General features: G+C 62.3%; 16 protein-coding genes. 5 read left to right on the forward strand and 11 right to left on the reverse strand.

All coding sequences use genetic code 11. The annotated features are described in order from the left end of the window. Positions 1-389 precede the first annotated feature (389 nt). The 4 genes from GFU70_RS08880 to GFU70_RS08895 form a co-directional block, all read right to left on the reverse strand. Positions 390-2,060, reverse strand: a complete 1,671-nt coding sequence (locus tag GFU70_RS08880; RefSeq protein WP_153387889.1) for a bifunctional protein-serine/threonine kinase/phosphatase — start codon at positions 2,058-2,060, stop codon at positions 390-392. Positions 2,061-2,069: 9 nt separating this feature from the next. Continuing rightward, a complete protein-coding gene (locus GFU70_RS08885) occupies positions 2,070-3,281 on the reverse strand; it encodes a nitrate/nitrite transporter (RefSeq protein WP_153387890.1) in 1,212 nt (403 codons plus the stop codon). 250 nt (positions 3,282-3,531) lie between these two features. Further along, positions 3,532-4,107, reverse strand: a complete 576-nt coding sequence (locus GFU70_RS08890) for an ANTAR domain-containing response regulator (RefSeq protein WP_058544718.1) — start codon at positions 4,105-4,107, stop codon at positions 3,532-3,534. 15 nt (positions 4,108-4,122) lie between these two features. Further along, a complete protein-coding gene (locus GFU70_RS08895; protein WP_058544719.1) occupies positions 4,123-5,334 on the reverse strand; it encodes a CmpA/NrtA family ABC transporter substrate-binding protein in 1,212 nt (403 codons plus the stop codon). 232 nt (positions 5,335-5,566) lie between these two features. Here GFU70_RS08895 and GFU70_RS08900 point away from each other — a divergent pair, with 232 nt between their 5' ends. After that, entirely contained in the window at positions 5,567-6,586 is a 1,020-nt protein-coding gene (locus tag GFU70_RS08900) for a quinone-dependent dihydroorotate dehydrogenase (RefSeq protein WP_153387891.1), read from the forward strand. 327 nt (positions 6,587-6,913) lie between these two features. Here the strand turns inward: GFU70_RS08900 and rmf are convergent, their stop codons facing one another. Continuing rightward, entirely contained in the window at positions 6,914-7,129 is a 216-nt protein-coding gene (gene rmf, locus GFU70_RS08905) for a ribosome modulation factor (RefSeq protein WP_003223300.1), read from the reverse strand. 531 nt (positions 7,130-7,660) lie between these two features. On the opposite strand from rmf, the gene rlmKL reads away from it, so the two are divergent. Beyond that, positions 7,661-9,931 carry a bifunctional 23S rRNA (guanine(2069)-N(7))-methyltransferase RlmK/23S rRNA (guanine(2445)-N(2))-methyltransferase RlmL gene (gene rlmKL / locus GFU70_RS08910; protein ID WP_058544721.1) on the forward strand — a complete coding sequence of 757 codons (2,271 nt, stop codon included), beginning with the start codon at positions 7,661-7,663 and terminating at the stop codon, positions 9,929-9,931. A 144-nt stretch (positions 9,932-10,075) separates the two neighbouring features. After that, positions 10,076-12,460: a GGDEF domain-containing protein gene (locus GFU70_RS08915; protein WP_116642848.1), complete on the forward strand. Its 2,385-nt coding sequence runs from the start codon at positions 10,076-10,078 to the stop codon at positions 12,458-12,460. A gap of 126 nt (positions 12,461-12,586) precedes the next feature. Here the strand turns inward: GFU70_RS08915 and dacB are convergent, their stop codons facing one another. Then, positions 12,587-14,053 carry a D-alanyl-D-alanine carboxypeptidase/D-alanyl-D-alanine-endopeptidase gene (gene dacB / locus GFU70_RS08920; protein ID WP_064106904.1) on the reverse strand — a complete coding sequence of 489 codons (1,467 nt, stop codon included), beginning with the start codon at positions 14,051-14,053 and terminating at the stop codon, positions 12,587-12,589. A gap of 230 nt (positions 14,054-14,283) precedes the next feature. Here dacB and GFU70_RS08925 point away from each other — a divergent pair, with 230 nt between their 5' ends. Beyond that, positions 14,284-14,628 carry a YggL family protein gene (locus tag GFU70_RS08925; RefSeq protein WP_003199553.1) on the forward strand — a complete coding sequence of 115 codons (345 nt, stop codon included), beginning with the start codon at positions 14,284-14,286 and terminating at the stop codon, positions 14,626-14,628. A gap of 118 nt (positions 14,629-14,746) precedes the next feature. Here the strand turns inward: GFU70_RS08925 and GFU70_RS08930 are convergent, their stop codons facing one another. Then, positions 14,747-15,937: a benzoate/H(+) symporter BenE family transporter gene (locus tag GFU70_RS08930; RefSeq protein WP_153387892.1), complete on the reverse strand. Its 1,191-nt coding sequence runs from the start codon at positions 15,935-15,937 to the stop codon at positions 14,747-14,749. A 244-nt stretch (positions 15,938-16,181) separates the two neighbouring features. Between GFU70_RS08930 and GFU70_RS08935 the strand changes: the two genes are divergently transcribed. Next, positions 16,182-16,946: a GntR family transcriptional regulator gene (locus tag GFU70_RS08935; protein WP_003183531.1), complete on the forward strand. Its 765-nt coding sequence runs from the start codon at positions 16,182-16,184 to the stop codon at positions 16,944-16,946. A gap of 67 nt (positions 16,947-17,013) precedes the next feature. On the opposite strand, the gene guaD is transcribed toward GFU70_RS08935, so the two are convergent. From guaD to xdhA, 4 genes are all read right to left on the reverse strand, one after another. Then, on the reverse strand, positions 17,014-18,318 hold the full coding sequence (guaD, locus tag GFU70_RS08940) for a guanine deaminase (protein WP_153387893.1): 1,305 nt from the start codon (positions 18,316-18,318) through the stop codon (positions 17,014-17,016). A gap of 19 nt (positions 18,319-18,337) precedes the next feature. Further along, complete coding sequence (xdhC, locus tag GFU70_RS08945) at positions 18,338-19,180, reverse strand: xanthine dehydrogenase accessory protein XdhC (protein WP_058545541.1); 843 nt, start codon at positions 19,178-19,180, stop codon at positions 18,338-18,340. A 122-nt stretch (positions 19,181-19,302) separates the two neighbouring features. Beyond that, complete coding sequence (xdhB, locus tag GFU70_RS08950) at positions 19,303-21,702, reverse strand: xanthine dehydrogenase molybdopterin binding subunit (protein ID WP_153387894.1); 2,400 nt, start codon at positions 21,700-21,702, stop codon at positions 19,303-19,305. After that, positions 21,695-23,149, reverse strand: coding sequence for a xanthine dehydrogenase small subunit (gene xdhA / locus GFU70_RS08955; protein WP_153387895.1), 1,455 nt, complete (start codon positions 23,147-23,149; stop codon positions 21,695-21,697). The genes xdhB and xdhA overlap by 8 nt, the downstream gene beginning before the upstream one ends. Positions 23,150-23,471: the final 322 nt, after the last annotated feature.

Here is a 23,471-nt window from a genome sequence, read left to right on the forward strand (position 1 = left end):
GCTAGCGAGGACGCCTTTGTCCTGGTCCCGTTCTCTCGGGAAGCACCGCCTTCATCGTTGGAGGCGTTGCCTTATGTCTGTTGAAAGGGATTATGCAGTGGTTGTGCCAACTGGCTCGAAGGTGCGGATTTATTGCTCGGCGGGCTGGTTGAGCGAATCGGGGAGGGATTTATTGCACCGAATCAAAGCGTGTTGCCCGGTAATGGAGCGTGGGGGCGGTGGATGTGGAGTGACAGGCAAGCCGCTATCGCGAGCAAGCTTTGCTCCCACAGCGAATCCCTTGTGGCAGCAAATCCTCTGTGGAAGCAAATCCTCTGTGGCAGCAAATCCTCCTATGGAAGCAGATTCCTGTGGGAGCAAAGCTTGCTCGCGATGGGAGCGACCGGATCTCAGCTATGAAACACCAGGAACAACAGCACAACATTCACCACCAACGACACCAGTGCCAACGTCCGCCAAACCTTCAGCGGCTCTCTTTCCAGCAACGGCCTGGGCCTGACGCTCAAGCTGCGGCGTTCGCCCTGTTCCAGCAGCAACAACCATTCCTCGGCGGTTTCAAAACGTTGTTGCGGATCGGCCGCGACGGCGCGCTCCAGGCTTAGCCCGAGCCACTCGGGCAGGTCCGGTCGATAGCGGCTGGCATTGACCGGCACGCCAAAGCGCGGGCGTTGGAAGGCTTCGATTTCGCCGTAGGGATAATGCCCGGTCAGCAGGAAATACAAGGTTACGCCGACGGCATACAGATCCTGCTGCGCCGTGGGTGCGGTGCCGGCGAAGGCTTCCGGGGCAATATAGCTGGGTGTGCCGGGCAAGACGTTGGCCTGATCCTCAGACAGCCCCGGGCAGTACGCCAGGCCGAAATCCAGCAGGCGCAGCTCCCCGTCGTCGCCCAAGTGCAGGTTTTCCGGCTTGATGTCGCGGTGATAGATCTGCCTTCGATGCAACAGGCCCACCGCCCGCACCAGCCGTTGCGCCAAGTCCAACCATTGAGCCAAGGGCAGCGGCCCGCCCTGGTTGAACAGCTCGGCCAGGGTCGCACCCGGATATTCCCGCATCACGTAGTACAAATGCTGGCGCTGGGGAGCGCCATGGACCTCGGGAAATTGCCGCCCCGCGACGCGCTTGAGAAACCATTCTTCCGAGAGCAAGGCCTGTCCGGCCCGGGTGTCGTCCCGTAGATGCATGGGCAGGGTTTTCAGCAGCCAAGGTTGGCCCTGGCCGTCATGTACCCGGTAGAGCAACGATTGCTGGCTGTGGCCGAGCAGGCTTTCGACCTGCCAACCCTCGAAGACCTGGCCCGGTTTCAGCGCTGGCGGCAGGGGCCATTGCTGCAACTGGATCAGGGCATCGCCGATGCTCGCTTCACCCACCGCATCGACCCGCACCAGCAAGGCACTGGCGTTGTCCTGGCTACCGGCCAGGTGCGCGGCGTTGACCAGCGTCTGCGCGGCGAGGTCCAGGTCCGGTTGGTCGCGCAGGATGCCGGCGATGGCCGTGTCCCCCAGGACTGCCCAGACGCCATCGCTGAGCAGCACGAAGGTTTCATCGGTACGCAGTTCGCCATCGAGAAAGTCCAGGATCAGGTGTTGATCCAGCCCCAGGGCCCGCTTGAGCACGTGTTGCATGCCTTGCTGTTCCCAGACGTGATCCTCACTGATCCGTTGCAGGTGATCGGCATGCCAGCGGTAGACCCGGCAATCACCGACATGCGCGAGGGTGAAGCGCTGGCCCCGCAGGACCAGGGCGCTGACGGTGGTGAGCAGCGGTTGCCCGCCACCGTTGGCTTGCAGCCAGCGGTTTTGTGCCAGCAACAGCCGGTCCAGTGCCTGGGCCACGCCCCAGGTTTGCGGCGTGGAGTAGTAGTCCAGGGCCAGCGCCTGCAAGGTCGAACGCGCGGCCAGCCCGCCATCGGCGCATTGGCTCACACCGTCGGCGATGGCGAACAGGTAACCCTTGCTGGCGGCCAGGGCCGGGGCGGGGGTGACCAGGCGCAGGGCGTCCTGGTTTTCTTCCCGCGGGCCGATGGCACTGGCCTCGGCGAAACTCAGTTGCAGGCTCATGGTTGCAGGTTATACCCGAGCAGCGGTGACAGCGGCCGAACCCCAAGTGGTTCTCCAGCGACGCTTGACGCCGTGCAGGCCAAACCAGGCCAGGACACCGAGGCTGGCAAACAACCACAGGGCCAGTTGATAGCTGCCGGTGCTCTGCTTGATCGCACCCATGCCCGCCGCCAGGGCGAAGCCGCCGATACCGCCGGCCATGCCGATCAATCCGGTCATCACGCCGATCTCGCGACGGAAGCGTTGTGGCACCAGTTGGAACACCGCGCCGTTGCCCGCACCCAAACCGAGCATGGTGCAGACGAACAGGGCCAGGGCCGCGTAGGAACTCGGCAGGTTGAAGCCCACTGCGGCGATGCAGACGGCCGCTACGGTGTACATGCCCAGCAAGGTGCGGATGCCGCCGAAACGGTCTGCCAGGGCACCGCCCAAGGGACGCATCAGGCTGCCCCCGAAGACGCAGGCGGCGGTGTAGTAGCCGGCGGTGACCGGGCTCAGGCCGTATTGGTCGTTGAAATAGCCGGGCAGGGCGCTGGCCAGGCCGATGAAACCGCCGAAGGTCACGCTGTAGAAAAACATGAACCACCAGCTGTCACGATCGCCCAGGGCCTTGAGGTAGTCGGCCATGGATTTGGCTTTCGGCCGCTCGGGGGCGTTCTTGGCCAGCCAGGTGAAGAGCACCAGGGTCAGCACCAGTGGAATCAGCGCGAAGCCGAACACGTTGGTCCAGCCGAAGGTCACGGCCATGACCGGCGCGATCAACGCAGCCAGCACGGTGCCCGAGTTACCGGCGCCAGCAATGCCCATGGCCTTGCCTTGGTGCTGTGGCGGATACCACTGGGACGCCAGCGGCAGGGCCACGGCGAACGATGCGCCGGCCACACCGAGGAACAGGCCGAGCAGCAGGGCTTGTTCGTAGCTGTGGATGCCCAGTTTCCAGGCGCAGAACAGGGCACCGATCACGATCACCTGGCCCACCATGCCGGCGGCCTTTGGCGAAATTCGATCGGCCAGCAGGCCCATGAACAAGCGCAGCACGGCGCCGGCCAGGATCGGCGTCGCCACCATCAGGCCGCGTTGCTGGGTGGTCAGGTGCAGGTCAGCGGAGATCTGTACCGCTAGAGGACCGAGCAGGTACCAGACCATGAAACTCAGGTCGAAGTAGAGGAAGGCCGCGAACAGTGTCGGGGTATGGCCGGATTTCCAGAAGCTTGAATTCATCGCGCACCTCAGCTGTAAAAGTCTCGAGAAATGAGTCAGTGCTTTTGAGCAGTGCGCCGCCTGTGGTCGCACCACCGGCCCCGAAGGGCCAAAACAAAAAAACGCCGCAACCCGGATCGCCAGAGAGGCAAGGAGGGTGTGCGACGTCTTTGTCGTAGGTGGGGCAACCGCCGTTGGTTACCTGTGGGTTTGCTTAAGCGAGATCTGTGCCAACAAGGGGGACTATCGCGAGCCAGACGCTACAAGGCGTTCAGCCCAGCAGCTCATTCATGGCAATGATCTGCTCCGCCACCTGGATCAGCTTCTGCTGGCGGCTCATGGCCTGGCGCCGCATCAGGGTGTAGGCCTGTTCCTCGTTGCATTCCTTCATCTTCATCAGCATGCCCTTGGCCAGTTCGATGCGCTTGCGTTCGGCCAGTTGCTGGTCCCGGGCCAGGAGTTGGGCGCGCAGGGCCTGGTCGCTTTCGAAGCGGGCCATGGCCACGTCGAGGATCGGTTGCAGGCGCGCGGCGTGGATGCCTTCGACGATGTAGGCGCTGACGCCCGACTTGATCGCCTGGCGCATCACATTGGGGTCGTGCTCGTCGGTAAACATGACGATCGGTCGTGGCTGGTCGCGACTGACCAGTACCACTTGCTCCATCACATCGCGCCCGGGTGACTCGGTATCGATCAGGATCACGTCCGGACGCACCGTTTCGACGCGCGCCGGCAGGTCGATGGTCAGGCCGGATTCGTCGATCACTTCGAATCCGGCTTCCATCAGGGCGGCCTTGAGGCGACCGACTTTTTTCGCGGTGTCGTTGATCAGCAGGATACGCAGCATGGTCGTGGGCTCCTGTCAGCGGCTGGCGAGAAGGGGAGCCGCATCGCTCAAGGCGTGCAGTTTGAAGCTGCGGGCGTACCCGGCCGGATCCGAGCCGTCCCAGGTGATGCCGTCGATCAGCTGGCTGCTGCGCATGTCCTGGCGCGGGGACGCGATGTCCAGCGCCGCGCAGGCTTCGCGGTACAGCTTGAGCTGCTGGACGTCCTGGGCCACGGCCAGGTAATCCGGGTCTTCGCGCAGCAGGCCCCAGCGGCGGAACTGGGTCATGAACCACATGCCGTCGGACAGGTACGGCAGGTTCACCTCGCCGTTGCCATGAAAGCGCATGGCGTGGGGATCCTGCCAGCTGTTGCCCAAGCCGTCGGCATAAATTCCCAGCAGGCGCGGCTCGATGCAGTCCAGCGGGGCGTCGAGGTATTCAGGCGCAGTCAACAGTTGCGCGGTGCTGCGACGGTTTTCGTTGCTTTGTTCGATGAAGCGGCTGGCTTCGAGGATCGCCATCACCAGGGCCCGGGCGGTATTGGGGTATTGCTCGACGAACGCGCGGGTGCAACCCAGGACTTTTTCCGGGTGATCGGGCCAGATGGTCTGGGTAGTCGCCAGGGTGAAGCCCAGGTTCTGCTTCACTGCGCTGGCGCACCAGGGCTCGCCGACGCAAAACCCGTCGATACGCCCGGCTTGCAGGTGCGCGATCATTTGCGGCGGAGGCACGACCACGCTGTCGACGTCCGACAACGGGTGGATGCCCTGGGCGGCAAGCCAGTAATAGAGCCACATGGCGTGGGTGCCGGTGGGGAAGGTCTGGGCGAAGGTCAGTTTCGGGCGAGTTTGGTGCACATGCCGTTCCAGTGCTTCAGGACTGGTCACGCCCTGGGCCTGCAAGCCATGGGACAGGTTGATGCTCTGGCCGTTCTGGTTCAGCCCCATCAGCACGGCCATGTCGCTTGCCGCGACCCCGCCGATGCCCAGGTGCACTGCGTAGATCAGCCCATACAGGCTGTGGGCGGCATCGATTTCGCCGCTGACCAGCTTGTCGCGAAGGTTGGCCCAGGACGCCTGGCGCTTGAGGTTCAGGGTCAGGCCGTAGGGCTGAGCGAAGCCCTGGGTGGCGGCGACCACCACCGGGGCACAGTCGCTCAAGGCCATGAAACCGAGGTTGACCGCGCTCTTTTCCGGGGCATCGCTGCCGTTGACCCAGGCCAGGGGGTTGGCTGGAACTTCATTCATCGGTATCACCTTCCGCAAAAAAAAGCGCCGTGTCCGGGCCCAGGAGACCGGACGACGACGCCGTTGTCCCTTAAAACAGTGTGGCACTCATTCCGTCGCTGGCATGGGCGCTGATGACCAAAAGGGTGCAAGGCATATGCCAGCGCTATCGTTTTGTGCGGGCGCCTCGCTTGAGCCGCCGTTGCCCGGCTATAATCGCCGCCTCATTTCGTCGCCCGAGTCAAAGCCGCCCATGTACACCCTGGTCCGTGAACTGCTGTTCAAACTCTCCCCGGAAACCTCCCACGACCTGTCCCTGGATCTGATTGGCGCCGGCGGACGCCTGGGCCTCAATGGATTGCTGTGCAAGGCCCCGGCAAAATTGCCGGTGACGGTCATGGGCCTGGAGTTCCCCAACCCGGTCGGGTTGGCGGCAGGCCTGGACAAGAATGGCGCGGCCATCGACGGGTTCGCCCAGTTGGGTTTCGGTTTCGTGGAAATCGGCACCGTCACCCCTCGACCGCAGCCGGGCAACCCCAAGCCACGGCTTTTCCGCCTGCCGCAAGCCGAGGCGATCATCAACCGCATGGGGTTCAACAACCTGGGCGTCGATCATCTGCTGGCCCGTGTGGCTGCGGCCAAGTACAAGGGCGTGCTGGGCATCAACATCGGCAAGAATTTCGACACGCCGGTGGAGCGCGCCGTCGACGACTACCTGATCTGCCTGGACAAGGTCTACGCCCACGCCAGCTACGTGACTGTCAACGTCAGCTCCCCCAACACCCCGGGGCTGCGCAGCCTGCAATTCGGTGATTCGCTCAAGCAACTGCTGGCCGACCTGGCCCGGCGTCGTGCAGAACTGGCGTTGATTCACGGCCGGCACGTGCCGCTGGCGATCAAGATCGCCCCGGACATGACCGACGAAGAGACCACCCAGGTAGCCCTGGCCCTGATCGAGACGGGCATGGACGCGGTAATCGCCACCAACACGACCCTGGGTCGTGAAGGGGTCGAAGGGCTGGAATACGGTGACGAGGCGGGCGGCTTGTCTGGCGCGCCAGTGCGTGACAAGAGCACCCACACGGTGAAGGTGCTGGCCGCTGAACTGGCGGGGCGCTTGCCGATCATCGCCGCAGGCGGGATTACCGAAGGCCGCCACGCCGCCGAGAAGATCACCGCAGGGGCGAGCCTGGTGCAGATTTATTCGGGCTTTATCTACAAGGGGCCGGCGTTGATTCGTGAGTCGGTGGATGCCATTGCGGCGTTGGGTTGATCCAGGCGCGGCCGGCTCTATGGTGGCAAGCAGGTTTTTTGTGGGAGTAAACCTTGGTGGGAGCAAAGCTTGCTCGCGATGCAGGCGCCTCGGTTCCAGGTAGACCGCGTTGTCTTCATCGCGGGCAAGCCTTGCTCCCACAGAAGGATGAGTTAGCCCACAAGAGTGTTTGCAGTTCAGGCATGCAGAGCGCTCATGAAACCCAGGCATTAAAAAGGGCTCCTCGAAGGAGCCCCCTGGGCCGTAGCCCGCCGTCCGGATGGGACGTGCGTGGTTAAATCGATATGGGTGTCAAATTTATCGGGTTCTTGAGTATTAAGCCCTGTGTCAGCCGACGGCGTGAAGTTCGTTGAGTCTATGGATACCCGCAGTGCCGGTCATACCGTCCCAGTTGTCGCCGCGTCCTTCTCGCCAGCCATTGATCCAGGCTTGACGTACCGACGGTAGAGTAAAGGGGCAAAGCTCACGGGATTTACCACCAACGCCATATTGGTAACCACGTAAAAATGCTCTTTCCAACGGATCACGCTTAAGTCTTCTCATAGGGTGTTGCCCTCACTTGTTGACTGTTACTTAGCGTCGACCTCTATCGAGGTCGGGGCAGAGTCATTCTGCCGTTGGTGGCTCGTTGCCGGCGTGACGAGCCGAGGTGTTGACGCCGTTGTGACGTCAACCTGTGTTGAGTTCTAACCAAAGCGTCACATGGATGGAATGATCGTTTTGTCATAAGCGCGTAACAATAAAGATGTTAGGGCGATAAGTAACTTGATGTTCGTTGACCGCTTTTGAGCAAGACCCCTGTATGATCGGCCCTGCGCCGAAAGGGGTAGGTCTGGTTCGGATGAGAATGTCCTCCCGTTGCACTCGGGTACTATTCGACGAAAGGGTCGAGTTTTCACAATTTGTTGCACAGAATTTTTTATCTACCTTCGCCTCTAAGCTCTTTTAACCTGAGCGGCGAGGGTGGTGCGGCACACTTTCGTGCCACGCGGGTGCTCTTGAGAAAAGCACCTGATTGAACCCGGCCCGGCAATGCGTTGCCCGGTCCACTTAGCCAAAGGCTCTGGAAATCCCATGTCCGATCGTTTCGAACTCTTCCTCACTTGCCCCAAGGGCCTCGAAGGCCTGCTCGTCGAGGAAGCCGTCGGGCTTGGCCTTGAAGAAGCGCGCGAGCACACCTCGGCCGTGCGCGGCATGGCCGACATGGAAACGGCGTATCGCCTGTGCCTGTGGTCGCGCCTGGCCAACCGCGTGTTGCTGGTACTCAAGCGCTTCCCGATGAAGGACGCCGAAGACCTGTACCACGGCGTGCTGGATGTCGACTGGCAAGACCACATGCTGGCCGATGGCACCCTGGCCGTGGAGTTCAGCGGCCACGGTTCGGGCATTGACAACACCCATTTCGGCGCCTTGAAGGTCAAGGACGCCATCGTCGACAAGCTGCGCACGCCATCGGGCGAGCGGCCGTCCATCGACAAGCTCAATCCGGACCTGCGCATTCACCTGCGCCTGGACCGCGGCGAAGCGATCCTTTCCCTCGACCTCTCCGGCCACAGCCTGCACCAGCGCGGTTATCGCCTGCAGCAAGGCGCCGCGCCGCTGAAGGAAAACCTCGCTGCCGCGATCCTGATCCGCGCCGGTTGGCCGCGCATTGCCGCTGAAGGCGGGGCACTGGCCGACCCGATGTGCGGTGTGGGCACGTTCCTGGTGGAAGCCGGGATGATTGCCGCCGACATGGCACCGAACCTGCGTCGCCAGCAGTGGGGCTTCACCGCCTGGCTCGGCCACGTGCCGGCACTGTGGAAGAAACTCCACGAAGAGGCCACTGCCCGCGCCGCCGCCGGCCTGGCCAAGCCGCCGTTGTGGATTCGTGGCTACGAAGCTGACCCACGGCTGATCCAGCCGGGCCGCAACAACGTCGAACGTGCCGGCCTGAGCGAGTGGATCAAGATCTATCAAGGCGAGGTCGCCACCTTCGAGCCGCGTCCGGACCAGAACCAGAAGGGCCTGGTGATCTGCAACCCACCGTACGGCGAGCGTCTGGGCGATGAGGCCAGCCTGCTTTACCTCTACCAGAACCTGGGCGAGCGTCTGCGCCAGGCGTGCTTGAACTGGGAGGCGGCTGTGTTCACCGGTGCGCCGGACCTGGGCAAGCGCATGGGCATTCGCAGCCACAAGCAGTATTCGTTCTGGAACGGCGCCTTGCCGTGCAAATTGCTGCTGATCAAGGTGTTGCCGGATCAATTCGTCACTGGTGAGCGTCGCACCCCGGAACAGCGCCAGGCCGAGCGTGAGCAGGCCGCCTACGATCAAGCCCCTGAAGTACCGCAAGAGCGCCAGTACAACAAGAACGGCAACCCGATCAAGCCAGCACCGGCGCCGGCCCCTGTGGTCGAGCAGGCGCGGTTGAGCGAAGGTGGGCAGATGTTCGCCAATCGCCTGCAAAAAAACCTCAAGTTGCTGAGTAAGTGGGCCAAGCGTGAAGGCATTGACTGTTATCGGGTCTACGACGCCGACATGCCGGAATATTCCATGGCCATCGACCTGTACCACGACTGGGTGCACGTCCAGGAATACGTCGCGCCGAAGTCCATCGACCCGGAAAAAGCCTCGGCCCGGTTGTTCGACGCCCTGGCGGCGATTCCCCAGGCGCTGAACGTGGACAAGAGCCGCGTGGTGATCAAGCGTCGCGAGCGCCAGAGCGGCACCAAGCAGTACGAGCGCCAGAGCGCCCAGGGCAAGTTCACCGAGGTCAACGAAGGTGGCGTGAAGCTGCTGGTCAACCTTACTGATTACCTGGACACCGGGCTCTTTCTCGACCATCGGCCAATGCGCCTGCGGATCCAGAAAGAGGCCGCCGGCAAGCGTTTCCTCAACCTGTTCTGCTACACCGCGACCGCCAGCGTCCACGCCGCCAAGGGCGGGGCGCGCAGTACCACCAGCGTCGACCTGTCCAAGACCTACCTGGACTGGGCGCGGCGCAACCTGTCGCTCAATGGTTTTTCCGACAAGAACCGCCTGGAGCAGGGCGATGTGATGGCCTGGCTTGAAGCCAGTCGTGACGAGTACGACCTGATCTTCATCGACCCGCCGACTTTCTCCAACTCCAAGCGCATGGAAGGCGTGTTCGACGTGCAGCGCGACCACGTGCAGTTGCTAGACCTGGCCATGGCGCGCCTGGCGCCAGGCGGCGTGCTGTATTTCTCCAACAACTTCCGCAAGTTCCAGCTCGAGGACAATCTCGGCGAGCGCTACTCGGTGGAGGAGATCACGGCCAAGACCATTGATCCGGATTTTGCGCGTAACAATAAGATCCACCGTGCCTGGAAGATCACGGCCCGTTGACCTGTAGCTGATTGGATCCACGAAGCCTTGTAATTCAAGGCTTGCGGCCTCGTTTGGGGACTGGTCAAAGTGATGGCTAATAGCTATAACTTAGGCTGTGTCCAGGGCTGTGCCTATGCCTGGTCCCCTTTCTGAGTTGTGTTTATGGCATTGCATCAGGTGCGCCCCAGGATCCTGGGCTTTATCAGCGAAGACGTATCGGCCTGGCTGGTGGCTTCGCTGGTCCTGCTGGCCGGTACGGTCCTGACCGGCGTGCTGACCTGGGCGATGATGGACCTGTTCAATCAGCAACTGCGCCAGCGCTTCGAGCTGCAAGCCGAAGAGCGTTTCAGCCGCATCGAAGAACACTTCCATGACCAGGAGCGACGCCTCGACAGCCTCAGGCGTTTCTTTGCCAACTCCGAAGGGGTCTCCAACACTGAATTCCGTGGTTACGCCGACGCGCTATTGCGCCGTACCCGAGCCTTCGCCTGGGCGCCCAGGGTGCAGCGCGACCAACGGCAATCGTTCGAACAACAAGCGCAGGCCGAAGGGGCCTCTCAATTCACGATCCGCGAGCCGGACGGCAACGGTGGCCTGCGGCAGGCCGCCGAACGGGACGAATACGCGCCGATGCTCTACATTCAGAGCCAGGCTTCCTTTGGGGCGCCGCTGGGCCTGGATCTGCTTTCCGAACCGTTGCCTCGTGCCGCGCTTGAGCGGGCGCGCCAGCGTGGCCGGGTGGTGGCTTCGCAGCCATTGGAACTGATGGGCACCGACCCGGTGTTTGCCCGCGGGGTACTGCTGGTTGCGCCGGTCATCCGGGAATCGGTCAGCGAACCGTTCGGGTATGTGGTGGCGGCCATCAGCATGCGACAACTGGCGGGTGATGGGCTGCCAGCGTCCGCTCACGATAACCTCTCGATGCGTGTCATGGACCTGTCTACCGAAAACGCGGAGGAGGCGCTGTTCGAATCCCACAACCGGCAGGGCCACAGCGAATTGTCGGCCACTCGCCTGCTGCGCCTGGCTGATCGCGATTACCGGATAGAGTTGCGGCCCAGCCGGGTGTTCCTGGCGACCAACCATTCTTCGGTGATGAGCCTGATGGTGCTCGGCGGTTTGCTCAGCCTGCTGCTCAGCGTCTTGCTCTATGTGTTGGTCAGCCAGCGGCAGCGGGCCTTGAAACTGGTAGAGCAACGCACCCGTGAATTGCGCGCCCGGGAACAGGAGTTGCGTGGTACCCACGGCCAGTTGCGCGGTGTGCTGGATGCGGCGACCCAGGTCGCGATCATCGCCACGGACCTGCGTGGTGTCATCACCACCTTCAACGTCGGCGCCGAACAGATGCTCGGCTACCCGAGCTGTGAGGTCCTGCAGAGCATGACCCTGGAAAGCCTGCATGTGCCGCGCGAGCTCCAGGCTCGCGCCGCCCAGCTCGGCGCACGCTTTGGCAAGCCGATTCCGACGTGCCACGCGATGCTGCTCGAGGGCGGCGAGCAGGGCGGGCAACAGGCGCGGGAGTGGACCCTGGTGCGCCGCGATGGTAGCCACCTGACCGTGAACATGCTCGCCACACCGATGCTAGATGACCAGGGGTTGTGGATCGGGCACCTGGCGATCTGCATCGACATCACCGAACGCAAGCGCGTCCACGAGGCATTGGCCGCCCGTGACCTGTTGCTGAAAAAGCTCAGTGCCCACGTGCCGGGGGGAATCTACCAGTTCAGAATGGATTTCAATGGTCGCTTCAGCGTGATCTATGCCAGCGACGGCATTCGCGACATCTATGAATTGGAACCCGATGTGCTGGTGCAGAACGCCGAGGCGATTTTCTCGCGCATTCACCCGTTGGACAGCACGCGCGTCCGCGCTTCGATTCGTGCTTCGGCCCACACCTTGAGCCCATGGCGGGAAGAGTACCGGGTGCAGTTGCCCCTGCGCGGCCTGCGCTGGGTACGCGGCGAAGCCACGCCCGAGGAACTGCCCGGCGGCGGGGTGTTGTGGCACGGCTATATCTCGGATATTTCCGACCTCAAGCGTGTGGAAGAAGAGCTGCGGGCCCTGTCAGTGACCGATGCCCTGACCGGTATTCGCAACCGTCGCTATTTCCAGGAGCGCCTGACTTCGGAGATGGCCCGGGTCGAGCGCGGTTCCGGGGGGCTGGCGGTCATCATGCTCGACATCGACCACTTCAAGCGCATCAACGACCAGCATGGCCACGCAGTGGGCGACCGGGTGTTGCAGGCGGTCTGTCAGCGCGTCGCGCAACGATTGCGGCGCACCGATGTGTTCTGCCGGCTGGGTGGGGAAGAGTTCGTGGTGCTGTGCCCGGACACCGACAGCGACAGCGCCTATTCCTTGGCATTGGAGCTGTGGGAGGGCTTGCGGGCGGCGCCCATCGAGAACGTGGGTTTTGTCACCGCCAGCTTCGGTATCGCCACCTGGCGCGCCGGGGAGGGCGCCGACGCGTTGTTGCTAAGGGCCGACTCGGGCGTGTATGCGGCCAAGCAGGCCGGGCGGGATCGGGTCGAGGTGCAGTTGAGCTAGCTGGATATACACGGTCAACTGTGGGAGCGGGCTTGCTCACGAATGCGGCGTTACATTCAACAATTGCGTTGATTGATACACCGCATTCGCGAGCAAGCCCGCTCCCACATTTGGTTTCTGGCGGGATTAGAGCGCCGAAGCCGTCTGCGGCAGTTTCGGCTGGCGGTACAAGTCCAGCAGCACCTGGTCCAGCACCGATGAAGCGCCCCAAGGCTTCGGATCGTTGAGAATCGCCACCACCGCCCATGTGTTGCCATTGATGTCACGGCTGTAGCCGGCGATGGCGCGCACGGTGTTCAGGGTCCCGGTCTTGACGTGGGCTTCGCCGGCCATGGCGGTGGTCTTCAGGCGTTTGCGCATGGTGCCGTCGGTGCCGGCAATCGGCATCGAACTGATGAACTCCGCCGAGTACGGGCTGCGCCAGGCGGCTTGCAGCATGGCCGCCATTTCCCGGGCGCTGACCCGTTCGGCGCGGGACAGGCCGGAGCCATTCTCCATCACCAGGTGCGGCGCGGTGATGCCTTTCTTGGCCAACCACTGGCGCACCACCCGTTGCGCAGCCTTGGCGTCGTCACCGTCGGCTTCGTTACGAAATTGCGCGCCCAGGCTCAGGAACAACTGCTGGGCCATGGTGTTGTTACTGTATTTGTTGATGTCGCGGATGATCTCCGCCAGGTCCGGGGAGAACGCCCGGGCCAGCACCTTGGCGTTGCTCGGGGTCGCGGCCAGGCGGTCCTTGCCCTGGATGCTGCCGCCCAGTTCCTTCCAGATCGCCCGCACGGCGCCGGCGGTGTAGGTGGCATGGTCCAGCAACGACAGGTAGGTCTGGGAGCTGCAACCGTCCCCGAGCTGGCCGCCGACAGTCACCGTCACGCTGCCGTCCGTCTGTGTCACTGGGTTGTAGCGCACGCCGCCGGTGCATTGCTTGGAGTTGACGGCCTTGACCTGGTTTTCGATGCGAATGCTCGCAATCGGCGGCTCCACCGACACCAGCACCCGGCCGCCGTCATTGCGGGCGACAAAACGCAGGGCCTTGAGGTTGACCAGCAGGGAGTCGGGCTTGACCAGGAACGGTTTGTTTTTGTCGTTGCCGTCGTCGTTGAATTCAGGCAACTGCGGTTTGATGAAGAAACCACGGTCCAGCACCAGGTCACCGGTCACCTGTTGCACGCCGTTGGCCCGCAGGTCGCGCATCAGCAGCCAGAGTTTTTCCATGTTCAGCTTGGGGTCGCCGCCACCTTTGAGGTACAGGTTGCCGTTGAGAATCCCACCGCTGAGGGTGCCGTCGGTGTAGAACTCGGTTTTCCACTGGTGATTGGGGCCGAGCATTTCCAGGGCGGCGTAGGTGGTCACCAGTTTCATGGTGGACGCCGGATTGACCGAGACGTCGGCGTTGTAGAGGGTCGGGGTGCCAGGGCCGTTGAGCGGGATCATCACCAGGGACAGCGCGTCATTCTGCAGCTTGCTGTTCTTGAGGGCCTTTTGCACATTGGGCGTCAGGGCCGTGTTGATGGTGGCGGCGCTGGTGGACGCAGGCAGGGCCAGGGGAAGAAGAAGGCCGGCCAAAAGCAGTGGACGCAAAGATTTGATCATTTGAAATAAAACCCTACAGGCGAGGGGGAAAAAACGAGGACATGAAAATGAACGCCCTCAACGTCATGAAAGTGTCGGCATTATGCCCCAAGGTGCAACGGCGTGTGCCGTGCCTGAGCCCTTCGGGCGCTATTTTTTACCGACGGTAGGCCCACACACCTGATCAGGCGGGCAAACGGTGCACCAAACTGGTAGAGTGCCGGCCGTTATTACTTATGAGGATTGTTCCAATGGCGACTAACCGTTCCCAGCGTCTGCGCAAAAAACTGTGCGTGGATGAATTTCAAGAGCTGGGTTTCGAACTGAACCTGGATTTCAAAGAAGATCTGGCCGATGAGGCTATTGACGCTTTCCTCGATGCTTTCCTCAAAGAAGCCATGGAAGCCAACGGCCTGGGCTATGTCGGCGGCGATGACTACGGTCTGGTTTGCCTGCAGAAGCGTGGCTCGGTTTCCGAAGAGCAGCGCGCTGCCGTTGAAGCCTGGCTCAAGGCACGTCCTGAGCTGACCAGCGTTGAAGTCAGCCCGCTGATGGACGTCTGGTACCCGGAAAAGCCGATCAATCCGGTCGCTTGATGGTCTGAACCGGCAGCCCGTCCTTCGGGTTGCCGGTCAAAAAGATCGCAGCCTTCGGCAGCTCCTACAGGATGTACGCATTCCAATGCAGGAGCTGCCAAAGGCTGCGATTTTTTTTTTAGGCGCTACGCCAGTTCAGTATCACTAAGGTCAACACCCCCGCCACAATCCCCCAGAACGCCGAACCGATGGAGAACAGCGTCAGCCCCGACGCCGTGACCATGAAGGTGACCAGCGCCGCTTCCCGCTCCTTCACTTCGCTCATGGCGATGCTCAAGCCATTGATGATCGACCCGAACAGCGCCAAGGCCGCGATGGACAGCACCAGCTCCTTGGGCAGCGCCGCGAACAACGCCGCCAGCGTAGCGCCAAACACCCCGGCAATCCCGTAGAAGATCCCGCACCAGACCGCCGCCGTGTAGCGCTTGTTGCGATCTTCGTGGGCGTGGGGCCCGGTGCAGATGGCCGCGCTGATGGCCGCCAGGTTGATGCCATGGGAACCGAACGGTGCCAGCAACAGCGAAGCGATGCCGGTGCTGGTGATCAGCGGGGAGGCCGGCACGTTGTAGCCGTCGGCCCGCAGCACGGCGATGCCGGGCATGTTCTGCGAGGTCATCGCCACCACGAACAGCGGAACGCCGATGCTGATGGTGGCTGCCAGGGAAAAGTGCGGCGTGGTCCAGACCGGCGTCGCGACTTCCAGGGCAAAGCCGCTGAAGTCCAACAGCCCCAGCAGGCCTGACAGCGCCGTACCGATCAACAGTGCCGCCAGTACCGCGTAGCGGGGCGACAGGCGCTTGACGATCAGGTAGGTGAAAAACATCCCCAGCACCAGCCCGGTGCGATGCTGGGTAGCGACGAAGATCTCGCTGCCGATCTTGAACAGGATCCCCGCCAGCAACGCCGCCGCCAGCGAGGCTGGAATACGCTTGACCAGGCGTTCGAAACTGCCGGTCAGGCCGCAGATCGTCACCAATACGGCACAGGTGATATAGGCGCCGATGGCCTCGCCGTAACTCACGCCGCCCAGGCTGGTGATCAGCAGCGCCGCGCCGGGTGTCGACCAGGCGATGGTGATCGGCGTGCGATAGCGCAGCGACAGACCGATGGAACACACCGCCATGCCGATGGAAATCGCCCAGATCCACGAGGAAATCTGCCCGCTGGTCAGCCCGGCCGCTTGCCCGGCCTGGAACATCAGCACCAGGGAGCTGGTGTAGCCGGTCATCATCGCGATGAACCCGGCGACAATGGCCGAAGGTGAGGTGTCGGCCAATGGACGAAGTGGCGTGGTCGTGACTTCGGTCATGGTGGGCGGTGGTCCTTGTTGTAGATTGGCTGGGCTTGATCGCGCCGCAGGTTTTGGGTTTAAAGCCTAAACTCAACGCAGTAGCCGATTGCAATACAGCCATGCCCGCAAACAGCCGTACAGTCGTGTTGCCATCAGAGGTTGTGTACAATCGGGCTGTTTTTTACGCGATACTTGCCAGCGACCCGCTGTGCCGTATTACAGTCACGGTCAATTCGCCGCAGTTCTCCCGACTCGAGTGCCCATGAACGAACAGTTGCAACCCCTCAAGAAACAACCGCGAGCCGGTAAAGCTGGCCGCAGCGGAACCCAGGACGATATTGTCTATGCACATATCTTCGAGGCCATCCTCGAACAACGCCTGGCGCCCGGTACAAAGTTGAGCGAAGAGGCACTGGGGGAGATTTTCGGGGTCAGCCGCACGATCATTCGCCGGGCGCTGTCACGCCTGGCCCACGAAGGCGTGGTGTTGCTGCGGCCCAACCGCGGTGCGGTGGTGGCGAGCCCGAGTGTCGAAGAGGCTCGCCAGGTATTCATGGCTCGGCGCCTGGTGGAAAGGGCGATCACCGAACTGGCGGTGCAGCATGCCACGGCCGAGCAATTGGCTGAGCTGCGGCAGATGGTCAGCGACGAGCGCGACAGTTTCTCCCGTGGCGACCGTGGCGCCGGCATTCGTTTGTCGGGCGAGTTCCACCTCAAGCTGGCCGAAGCGGCGAAGAACGCCCCGCTGATCAGCTTCCAGCGCAGCCTGGTGTCCCAGACGTCGCTGATCATCGCCCAGTACGAAAGCGGCAACCGTTCCCACTGTTCCTATGACGAACACACCCAGTTGATTGACGCCATCGAGGCGCGCGATGCCACGCTGGCGGTGGACCTGATGATGCATCACATGGACCACATCGACAGCAAGCTCAACCTCGACGAGGAAAGTGCGTCGGATGATTTGCATGCGGTGTTCTCGCACCTGCTGCAGAGCAAGAAGCCGGGGCGCTCGACCGCCAAGCTTTGATGGGTTGAATCAGTCATACCGCCAATCGCGAGCTTGCTCGCGATGGCGATTCAACAGGCAATGAAACCTACCGCTGATGCACCAACTGACCGGCCGCATAAGTCTGCGCCACCGTCCGGTCATCTCCCAGCGTCATCAACACGAACAGCCGTTCGGCAATGTCCTTGGCCTGCTTGAGGCGATAGCTCAGAAGCGGCGTGGCGTTGTAGTCCAGCACCAGGAAGTCCGCATCGGTCCCCGGCTGCAACGTCCCGATCTTGTCCTCCAGGCGCAGGGCCCGGGCGCCGCCGAGGGTGGCCAGGTACAGCGACTTGAACGGGCTCAGTCGCGCGCCCTGCAACTGCATCACCTTGTAGGCTTCGTTCAGGGTTTGCAGCAGAGAGAAACTGGTGCCGCCCCCCACATCAGTGCCCAACCCCACGTTCACTTTATGCTTCTCAGCCATCGGCAGGTTGAACAGGCCGCTGCCGAGGAAAAAGTTCGAGGTCGGGCAGAACGCGATGGCCGAACCGGTCTCGGCCAGGCGCGCGCATTCGTCGTCACACAGGTGCACGCCATGGGCGAACACCGAGCGTTCGCCGAGCAGATGGTAGTGGTCGTAGACGTCCAGATAACCTTTGCGCTCTGGAAACAGTTCCTTGACCCATTGCACCTCCTGCAGGTTTTCACTGATGTGGGTCTGCATGTACAGGTCTGGATATTCCCCGAGCAACTGACCGGCCAGGGCCAGTTGCTCGGGCGTGCTGGTGGGGGCGAAGCGTGGGGTCACGGCGTAGTGCAGGCGGCCCTTGCCGTGCCAGCGCTCGATCAGCGCCTTGCTTTGGGTGTAGCTCGATTCGGCGGTGTCGACCAGGTAGTCCGGGGCGTTGCGGTCCATCATCACTTTGCCGGCGATCATGCGCAGGTCAAGTTTCTCGGCTACTTCAAAAAACGAATTCACCGATTGCGGGTGCACGCTGCCGAACACCAGCGCGGTGGTGGTGCCGTTGCGCAGCAGTTCCTTGACGAAAATATCGGCCACGGCATCGGCGTGGGTCTTGTCGGCGAACTGGCTTTCGCAGGGGAAGGTGTAGGTGTTGAGCCAGTCCAGCAATTGCTCGCCGTAGGCGCCGACCATACCGGTCTGTGGCAGGTGGATGTGAGTGTCGATCAAACCTGGAGTGATCAGCGCGTCCGGGTAATGGTGGATTTCGATATCCGCCGCCAGGGTCGGCAACAGGTCATGGGCGTGGCCGATGGCGCTGATCTGGCCGTTTTCCACCACCAGCAAACCGTCTTCGAAATATTCATAGGACGCCTCGATACCGACTTCGGCCGGGTCGGCGAGGCTGTGGAGCAGGGCGGCGCGGTAGGCTTTGCGTGTCAGGGGCATGGGAATTCTCAACGAGTGTTCAACGGTTCGCCTGGCTGCGGCGCGAGGCCGGCAGCAGCTTGGCAATCGGTTCGGCGCGGGCGGTGTGCTGGCCGAAATCGGCGTTATAGGTGGCGATGATTTCGCCGGCGATGGAGATGGCGATTTCCACAGGCAACTTGCCTTTGACTTCGCCAATACCCATCGGGCAACGCATGCGTTGCAAGGTGCTGCTGTCAAAACCACGATCACGCAGGCGATGTTCGAACTTGACCCGTTTGGTCTTCGAGCCGATCAGGCCGAAGTAGGCAAAGTCGTTGCGCTTGAGGATCGCGGCGCTCAGTTCCAGGTCGAGTTGATGGTTGTGGGTCATGACGATGCAGTAGCTGCCGACGGGCAATTCGTCGACTTCATCCAGTGGCTCTTCGGTGACGACCTTGCGCACGCCATGGGGCAGGTGTTCGGGGAATTCCGCCTCCCGCGAATCGATCCAGCGCACCTTGCAGGGCAGGTTCGCCAGCAGCGGCACCAGGGCGCGGCCGACATGGCCGGCGCCGAACACAGCGATCTGTGCCTGGACTTGGCCCATGGGTTCGAACAGCAACACGGTCACGCCGCCGCAGCACTGGCCCAGGCTCGCACCGAGGCTGAAGCGCTCCAGATGGGTGCTTTGCTGGCCGCTGGCGAGCATCTGCCGGGCGAGTTCCATGGCTTTGTATTCCAGGTGCCCGCCACCGATGGTGTCGAAGGTCTGGCTGGCGCTGATGACCATCTTCGAACCGGCGTTACGCGGGGTGGAGCCGAGCTCTTCGATGATCGTCACCAGCACGCAGGGTTCACCGCGATCTTGCAGGTCGGCGAGGGCGCTGATCCAGTTGTACATATTCACCTCGACATCTCTCTTGTCTGTTCCGGCCTCATCGCGAGCAAGCTCGCTCCCACATTGGATCGGCGTACACAAATCCCCTGTGGGAGCGAGCTCGCTCGCGATAGCCGCGCCGCGGTCTAAAGCGAAGCCAGCTCGGCCTCGGCTTGCGCAGGCTTCACGGTCTTCAACCCCCGCATCTGCTCACACCCCCACAACACCCGCTCCGGCGTCGCCGGCGCATCGATTTTCGGTTGGTGCTGGTAATCCCCCAGGCTCGCCACGGCGTCCTTGATGGCGCACCACGCGGCGATGCCGAGCATGAACGGCGGCTCGCCCACGGCCTTGGAATGGAACACCGTGTCTTCGGGGTTCTTGCGGTTTTCCACCAGCTTGACCCGCAGGTCCAGCGGCATGTCGGCCACGGCGGGGATCTTGTAGCTGGCCGGGCCATTGGTCATCAGTTTGCCCTTGTCGTTCCACACCAACTCTTCCATGGTCAGCCAGCCCATGCCCTGGATGAAACCGCCCTCGACCTGGCCGATGTCGATGGCCGGGTTCAGCGAGGCGCCGACGTCGTGGAGGATGTCGGTGCGCAGCATCTTGTACTCGCCGGTGAGGGTGTCGACGATCACTTCGGCACAGGCCGCGCCATAGGCGTAGTAGTAGAACGGCCGGCCACGGGCCTGGCTGCGGTCGTAGTAGATTTTCGGGGTCTTGTAGAAGCCGGTGCTCGACAGCGAGACCTGGGCGAAATACGCCTGCTGCACCAGCGCCTCGAAGGTCAGGATGTGATCGCGCACCCGCACATGGCCGTTGTGGAATTCGACGTCTTCTTCGCTGACCTTGTACTGCCGCGCGGCGAATTCCACCAGGCGCCGCTTGATGGTTTCGGCGGCGTTCTGCGCCGCCTTGCCGTTCAGGTCGGCACCGCTGGAGGCGGCGGTGGGAGAAGTGTTCGGCACCTTGTCGGTGTTGGTCGCAGTGATTTGCACGCGGTCCATTTCTACCTGGAACACTTCGGCTACTACTTGGGCGACCTTGGTGTTCAAGCCCTGGCCCATTTCGGTGCCGCCATGGTTGAGGTGGATGCTGCCGTCGGTGTAGACGTGGATCAAGGCACCGGCCTGGTTGAGGAAACTGGCGGTAAAGGAAATGCCGAATTTCACCGGGGTCAGCGCCAGGCCCTTTTTCAGGATCGGACTATTGGCGTTGTAGCGGCGGATCGCTTCGCGGCGTTCAGCGTACTGGCTGCTTTCTTCAAGCTCGGCGGTCATCTCCTCGAGCATGTTGTGCTCGACGGTCTGGTAGTAGTGGGTGACGTTGCGTTCTGTCTTGCCGTAATAGTTGGCCTTGCGCACCGCCAGCGGATCGAGCCCCAGATGCCGGGCGATGGCGTCCATCACTTCTTCGATGGCGACCATGCCTTGCGGCCCGCCGAAACCTCGGTAAGCGGTGTTCGACGCGGTATTGGTCTTGCAGCGATGGCCGTTGATGGTTGCATCGCCCAGGTAATAGGCGTTGTCGGCATGGAACATCGCCCGGTCGACGATCGAGGCCGACAGGTCCGGCGAGCACCCGCAGTTGCCGGCCAGTTCCAGGGCGATGCCGTGCAGGCGCCCGGTGCTGTCGAAGCCGACGTCGTATTCGATGTAGAAGGGGTGGCGCTTGCCGGTCATCAGCATGTCTTCGACCCGGGGCAGGCGCATCTTGGTGGGCTGGCCGGTGAGGTGGGCGATGACGGCGCACAGGCACGCCGGGCTGGCGGCCTGGGTTTCCTTGCCGCCAAACCCTCCGCCCATGCGGCGCATGTCCACCACGACTTTGTTCATCGACACGCCCAGCACTTCAGCTACCAGTTTCTGAACTTCGGTGGGGTTCTGGGTCGAGCAGTAGACGAGCATGCCGCCGTCTTCGGTGGGCATCACCGAGGAAATCTGGGTTTCCAGGTAAAAGTGTTCCTGGCCGCCGATGTGCAGCGAGCCCTGGATGCGATGCTCGGCGCTCGCCAGTGCCGTGGCCGAATCGCCGCGCTGGTGGGTGTGGCTGTCGAGCACGAAGTGCCGCTTGCGCAGGGCCTCGACCACGTCCAGCACCGGTTCCAGGTCTTCGTATTCGACGATGGCCGCCATCGCCGCCTTGCGCGCGGTGTCCAGGTCCTTGGCGGCGACGGCCAGCACTGGTTGGCCGACGAACTGCACGTCATCGATGGCCAGCAACGGATCACCCGGCAACAGCGGGCCAATGTCCTTCAGGCCAGGGATGTCTTGGTGGGTAATGGCGATGCGCACGCCTTCGAAGGCGTAGCAGGGCGTGGTATCGATGCGAATGATCCGGGCGTGGGCGCGGTCCGACAGCCGGGCATAGACGTGCAACTGGTTCGGAAATTCCAGGCGATCATCGATGTACTGTGCCTCGCCGGACACATGTTTGGCGGCGCTGTCATGCTTGACGCTGCGGCCCACGCCAGTGCTCAGGTCGCGGGCGAACAGCTCGGCCAGTTCGGTTTGGGTCTTCTCTACGGTGTGATGGTTAGACATAAGCGGTCACCCGAGTCTCGATGTGCGGCGTTTGCAGTTCGATGAAGTATTTGCGCAACAGGTTGCGCGCGCTGAGCAGGCGGTATTCCTTGCTGGCGCGGAAGTCCGACAGCGGCGTGAAGTCCTCAGCCAAGGCGATGCAGGCGCGTTCGATGGTGCTGTCGGTCCACGGCGCACCGATCAATACCGCTTCACAATGCTTGGCGCGCTTGGGTGTGGCGGCCATGCCGCCGAAGGCCACGCGGGCGTCGCGGACCACGCCGTTGTCGATGCGCAGGTTGAAGGCCGCGCACACGGCGGAAATGTCATCGTCCAGGCGCTTGGAAACCTTGTAGGCGCGGAACGCCTGTTCGGCACTGGCCCGCGGCACGATGATCTTTTCGATGAATTCGCTTTCCTGGCGGGCGGTGACCCGGTAGTCGATGAAATAGTCTTCCAGGGCCAGGGTGCGGCGGGTCTGGCCCTTGCACAGCACGATCTGCGCGCCAAGGGCGATCAGCAGGGGTGGCGAGTCGCCAATCGGTGAGGCATTGCCGATGTTGCCGCCCAGGGTGCCCTGGTTGCGGATCTGCAGCGAGGCGAAGCGCTGCAGCAGTTCGCCAAAGTCCGGGTATTCGGCTTTCAGGGCTTCGTAGCAATCGGAGAGGGCGGCGGCGGCGCCGATCTCCAGGCGATCGTCGAAACGTTCGATGCGCTTGAGTTCGGCGACGTTGCCCACGTAGATCATCACCGGCAGGGTGCGGTGAAATTGCGTGACTTCCAGGGCCAGGTCCGTGCCGCCGGCCAGCAGGCGTGCTTGAGGATAAGCATCGTAAAGATCGGCCAGGTCGGCCACGGTCAGCGGCACCAGGCAGCGTTTGTCGCCACTGTTGAGCTCACCGGTTTCGGTCGGGGCGATGGCCTTGAGGCGGGCGATGGTTTCGGCTTCGCGGGCATCGAACTGATCTGGCTGCTTGGCGCAGCAGGCCTGCTCGGCGGCGGCCAGGATCGGCCGGTAGCCAGTGCAACGACAGAGGTTGCCGGCCAGGGCTTCGTGGGCCTGGTGGGCGTCGGGTTGTTCGCTGTTCTTTTGCAGGGCGAACAATGACATGACGAAGCCCGGTGTGCAGAAGCCGCATTGCGAACCGTGGCAATCGACCATCGCCTGCTGGACGCTGTGCAGTTGGCCCTGGTGCTTGAGGTCTTCGACGCTGATCAGTTGCTTGCCGTGCAGGGACGAAACGAAGGTCAGGCACGCGTTGAGGCTGCGATAGCGCATGCGCGCCTGGCCTTTTTCGTCCGTGTGCAATTCGCCCACCACCACGGTGCACGCGCCACAGTCGCCGCTGGCGCAGCCTTCTTTGGTGCCTGGCTTGCCAACGTGTTCGCGCAAATAGTTGAGCACGGTCAGGTTCGGGTCCAGGGCGTGCTCGCTACGGAGTTCCTGGTTAAGTAAAAACTGGATCACGGAAGGCCTCGCAGACTCATTATTGTTGTATCGACGTGGGCTGAATTTATCAGTTCTGACTTTTCGGTCAACGATTTTCTGACTTAAAGGTCAAGAAAATCCTCTTGGTCGATGAACAACGATCTATGGACACTGTAGAACCCTGTGGGAGCCGCACTTGCTCGCGATGCCGGCGCTACATTCAGTATGGATGCAAGCTGACTTACCGCTATCGCGAGCAAGCTCGGCTCCCATAGGATTTTTTTGCTTGTATCGTGCCAAAAACCCGGTACAGGCCCTGCGCCATGACGTATCGAGTGCGCTACACTGCGCCGCTTGTGCA

The sequence above is a fragment of the Pseudomonas brassicacearum genome (assembly GCF_009601685.2).
In the GTDB taxonomy this organism is placed as follows: domain Bacteria; phylum Pseudomonadota; class Gammaproteobacteria; order Pseudomonadales; family Pseudomonadaceae; genus Aquipseudomonas; species Aquipseudomonas kilonensis_B.

What these genes read in the sequence shown, in the direction of transcription:
- xdhC (WP_058545541.1), bottom strand. Translation starts at nt 19,180, where the DNA reads ATGTACAACTGGATCAGCGCCCTCGCCGACCTGCAAGATCGCGGTGAA.
- GFU70_RS08880 (WP_153387889.1), bottom strand. Translation starts at nt 2,060, where the DNA reads ATGAGCCTGCAACTGAGTTTCGCCGAGGCCAGTGCCATCGGCCCGCGG.
- GFU70_RS08900 (WP_153387891.1), top strand. Translation starts at nt 5,567, where the DNA reads ATGTACACCCTGGTCCGTGAACTGCTGTTCAAACTCTCCCCGGAAACC.
- GFU70_RS08930 (WP_153387892.1), bottom strand. Translation starts at nt 15,937, where the DNA reads ATGACCGAAGTCACGACCACGCCACTTCGTCCATTGGCCGACACCTCA.
- GFU70_RS08915 (WP_116642848.1), top strand. Translation starts at nt 10,076, where the DNA reads ATGGCATTGCATCAGGTGCGCCCCAGGATCCTGGGCTTTATCAGCGAA.
- GFU70_RS08890 (WP_058544718.1), bottom strand. Translation starts at nt 4,107, where the DNA reads ATGCTGCGTATCCTGCTGATCAACGACACCGCGAAAAAAGTCGGTCGC.
- guaD (WP_153387893.1), bottom strand. Translation starts at nt 18,318, where the DNA reads ATGCCCCTGACACGCAAAGCCTACCGCGCCGCCCTGCTCCACAGCCTC.
- rlmKL (WP_058544721.1), top strand. Translation starts at nt 7,661, where the DNA reads ATGTCCGATCGTTTCGAACTCTTCCTCACTTGCCCCAAGGGCCTCGAA.
- GFU70_RS08935 (WP_003183531.1), top strand. Translation starts at nt 16,182, where the DNA reads ATGAACGAACAGTTGCAACCCCTCAAGAAACAACCGCGAGCCGGTAAA.
- GFU70_RS08895 (WP_058544719.1), bottom strand. Translation starts at nt 5,334, where the DNA reads ATGAATGAAGTTCCAGCCAACCCCCTGGCCTGGGTCAACGGCAGCGAT.
- rmf (WP_003223300.1), bottom strand. Translation starts at nt 7,129, where the DNA reads ATGAGAAGACTTAAGCGTGATCCGTTGGAAAGAGCATTTTTACGTGGT.
- xdhB (WP_153387894.1), bottom strand. Translation starts at nt 21,702, where the DNA reads ATGTCTAACCATCACACCGTAGAGAAGACCCAAACCGAACTGGCCGAG.
- GFU70_RS08925 (WP_003199553.1), top strand. Translation starts at nt 14,284, where the DNA reads ATGGCGACTAACCGTTCCCAGCGTCTGCGCAAAAAACTGTGCGTGGAT.
- GFU70_RS08885 (WP_153387890.1), bottom strand. Translation starts at nt 3,281, where the DNA reads ATGAATTCAAGCTTCTGGAAATCCGGCCATACCCCGACACTGTTCGCG.
- dacB (WP_064106904.1), bottom strand. Translation starts at nt 14,053, where the DNA reads ATGATCAAATCTTTGCGTCCACTGCTTTTGGCCGGCCTTCTTCTTCCC.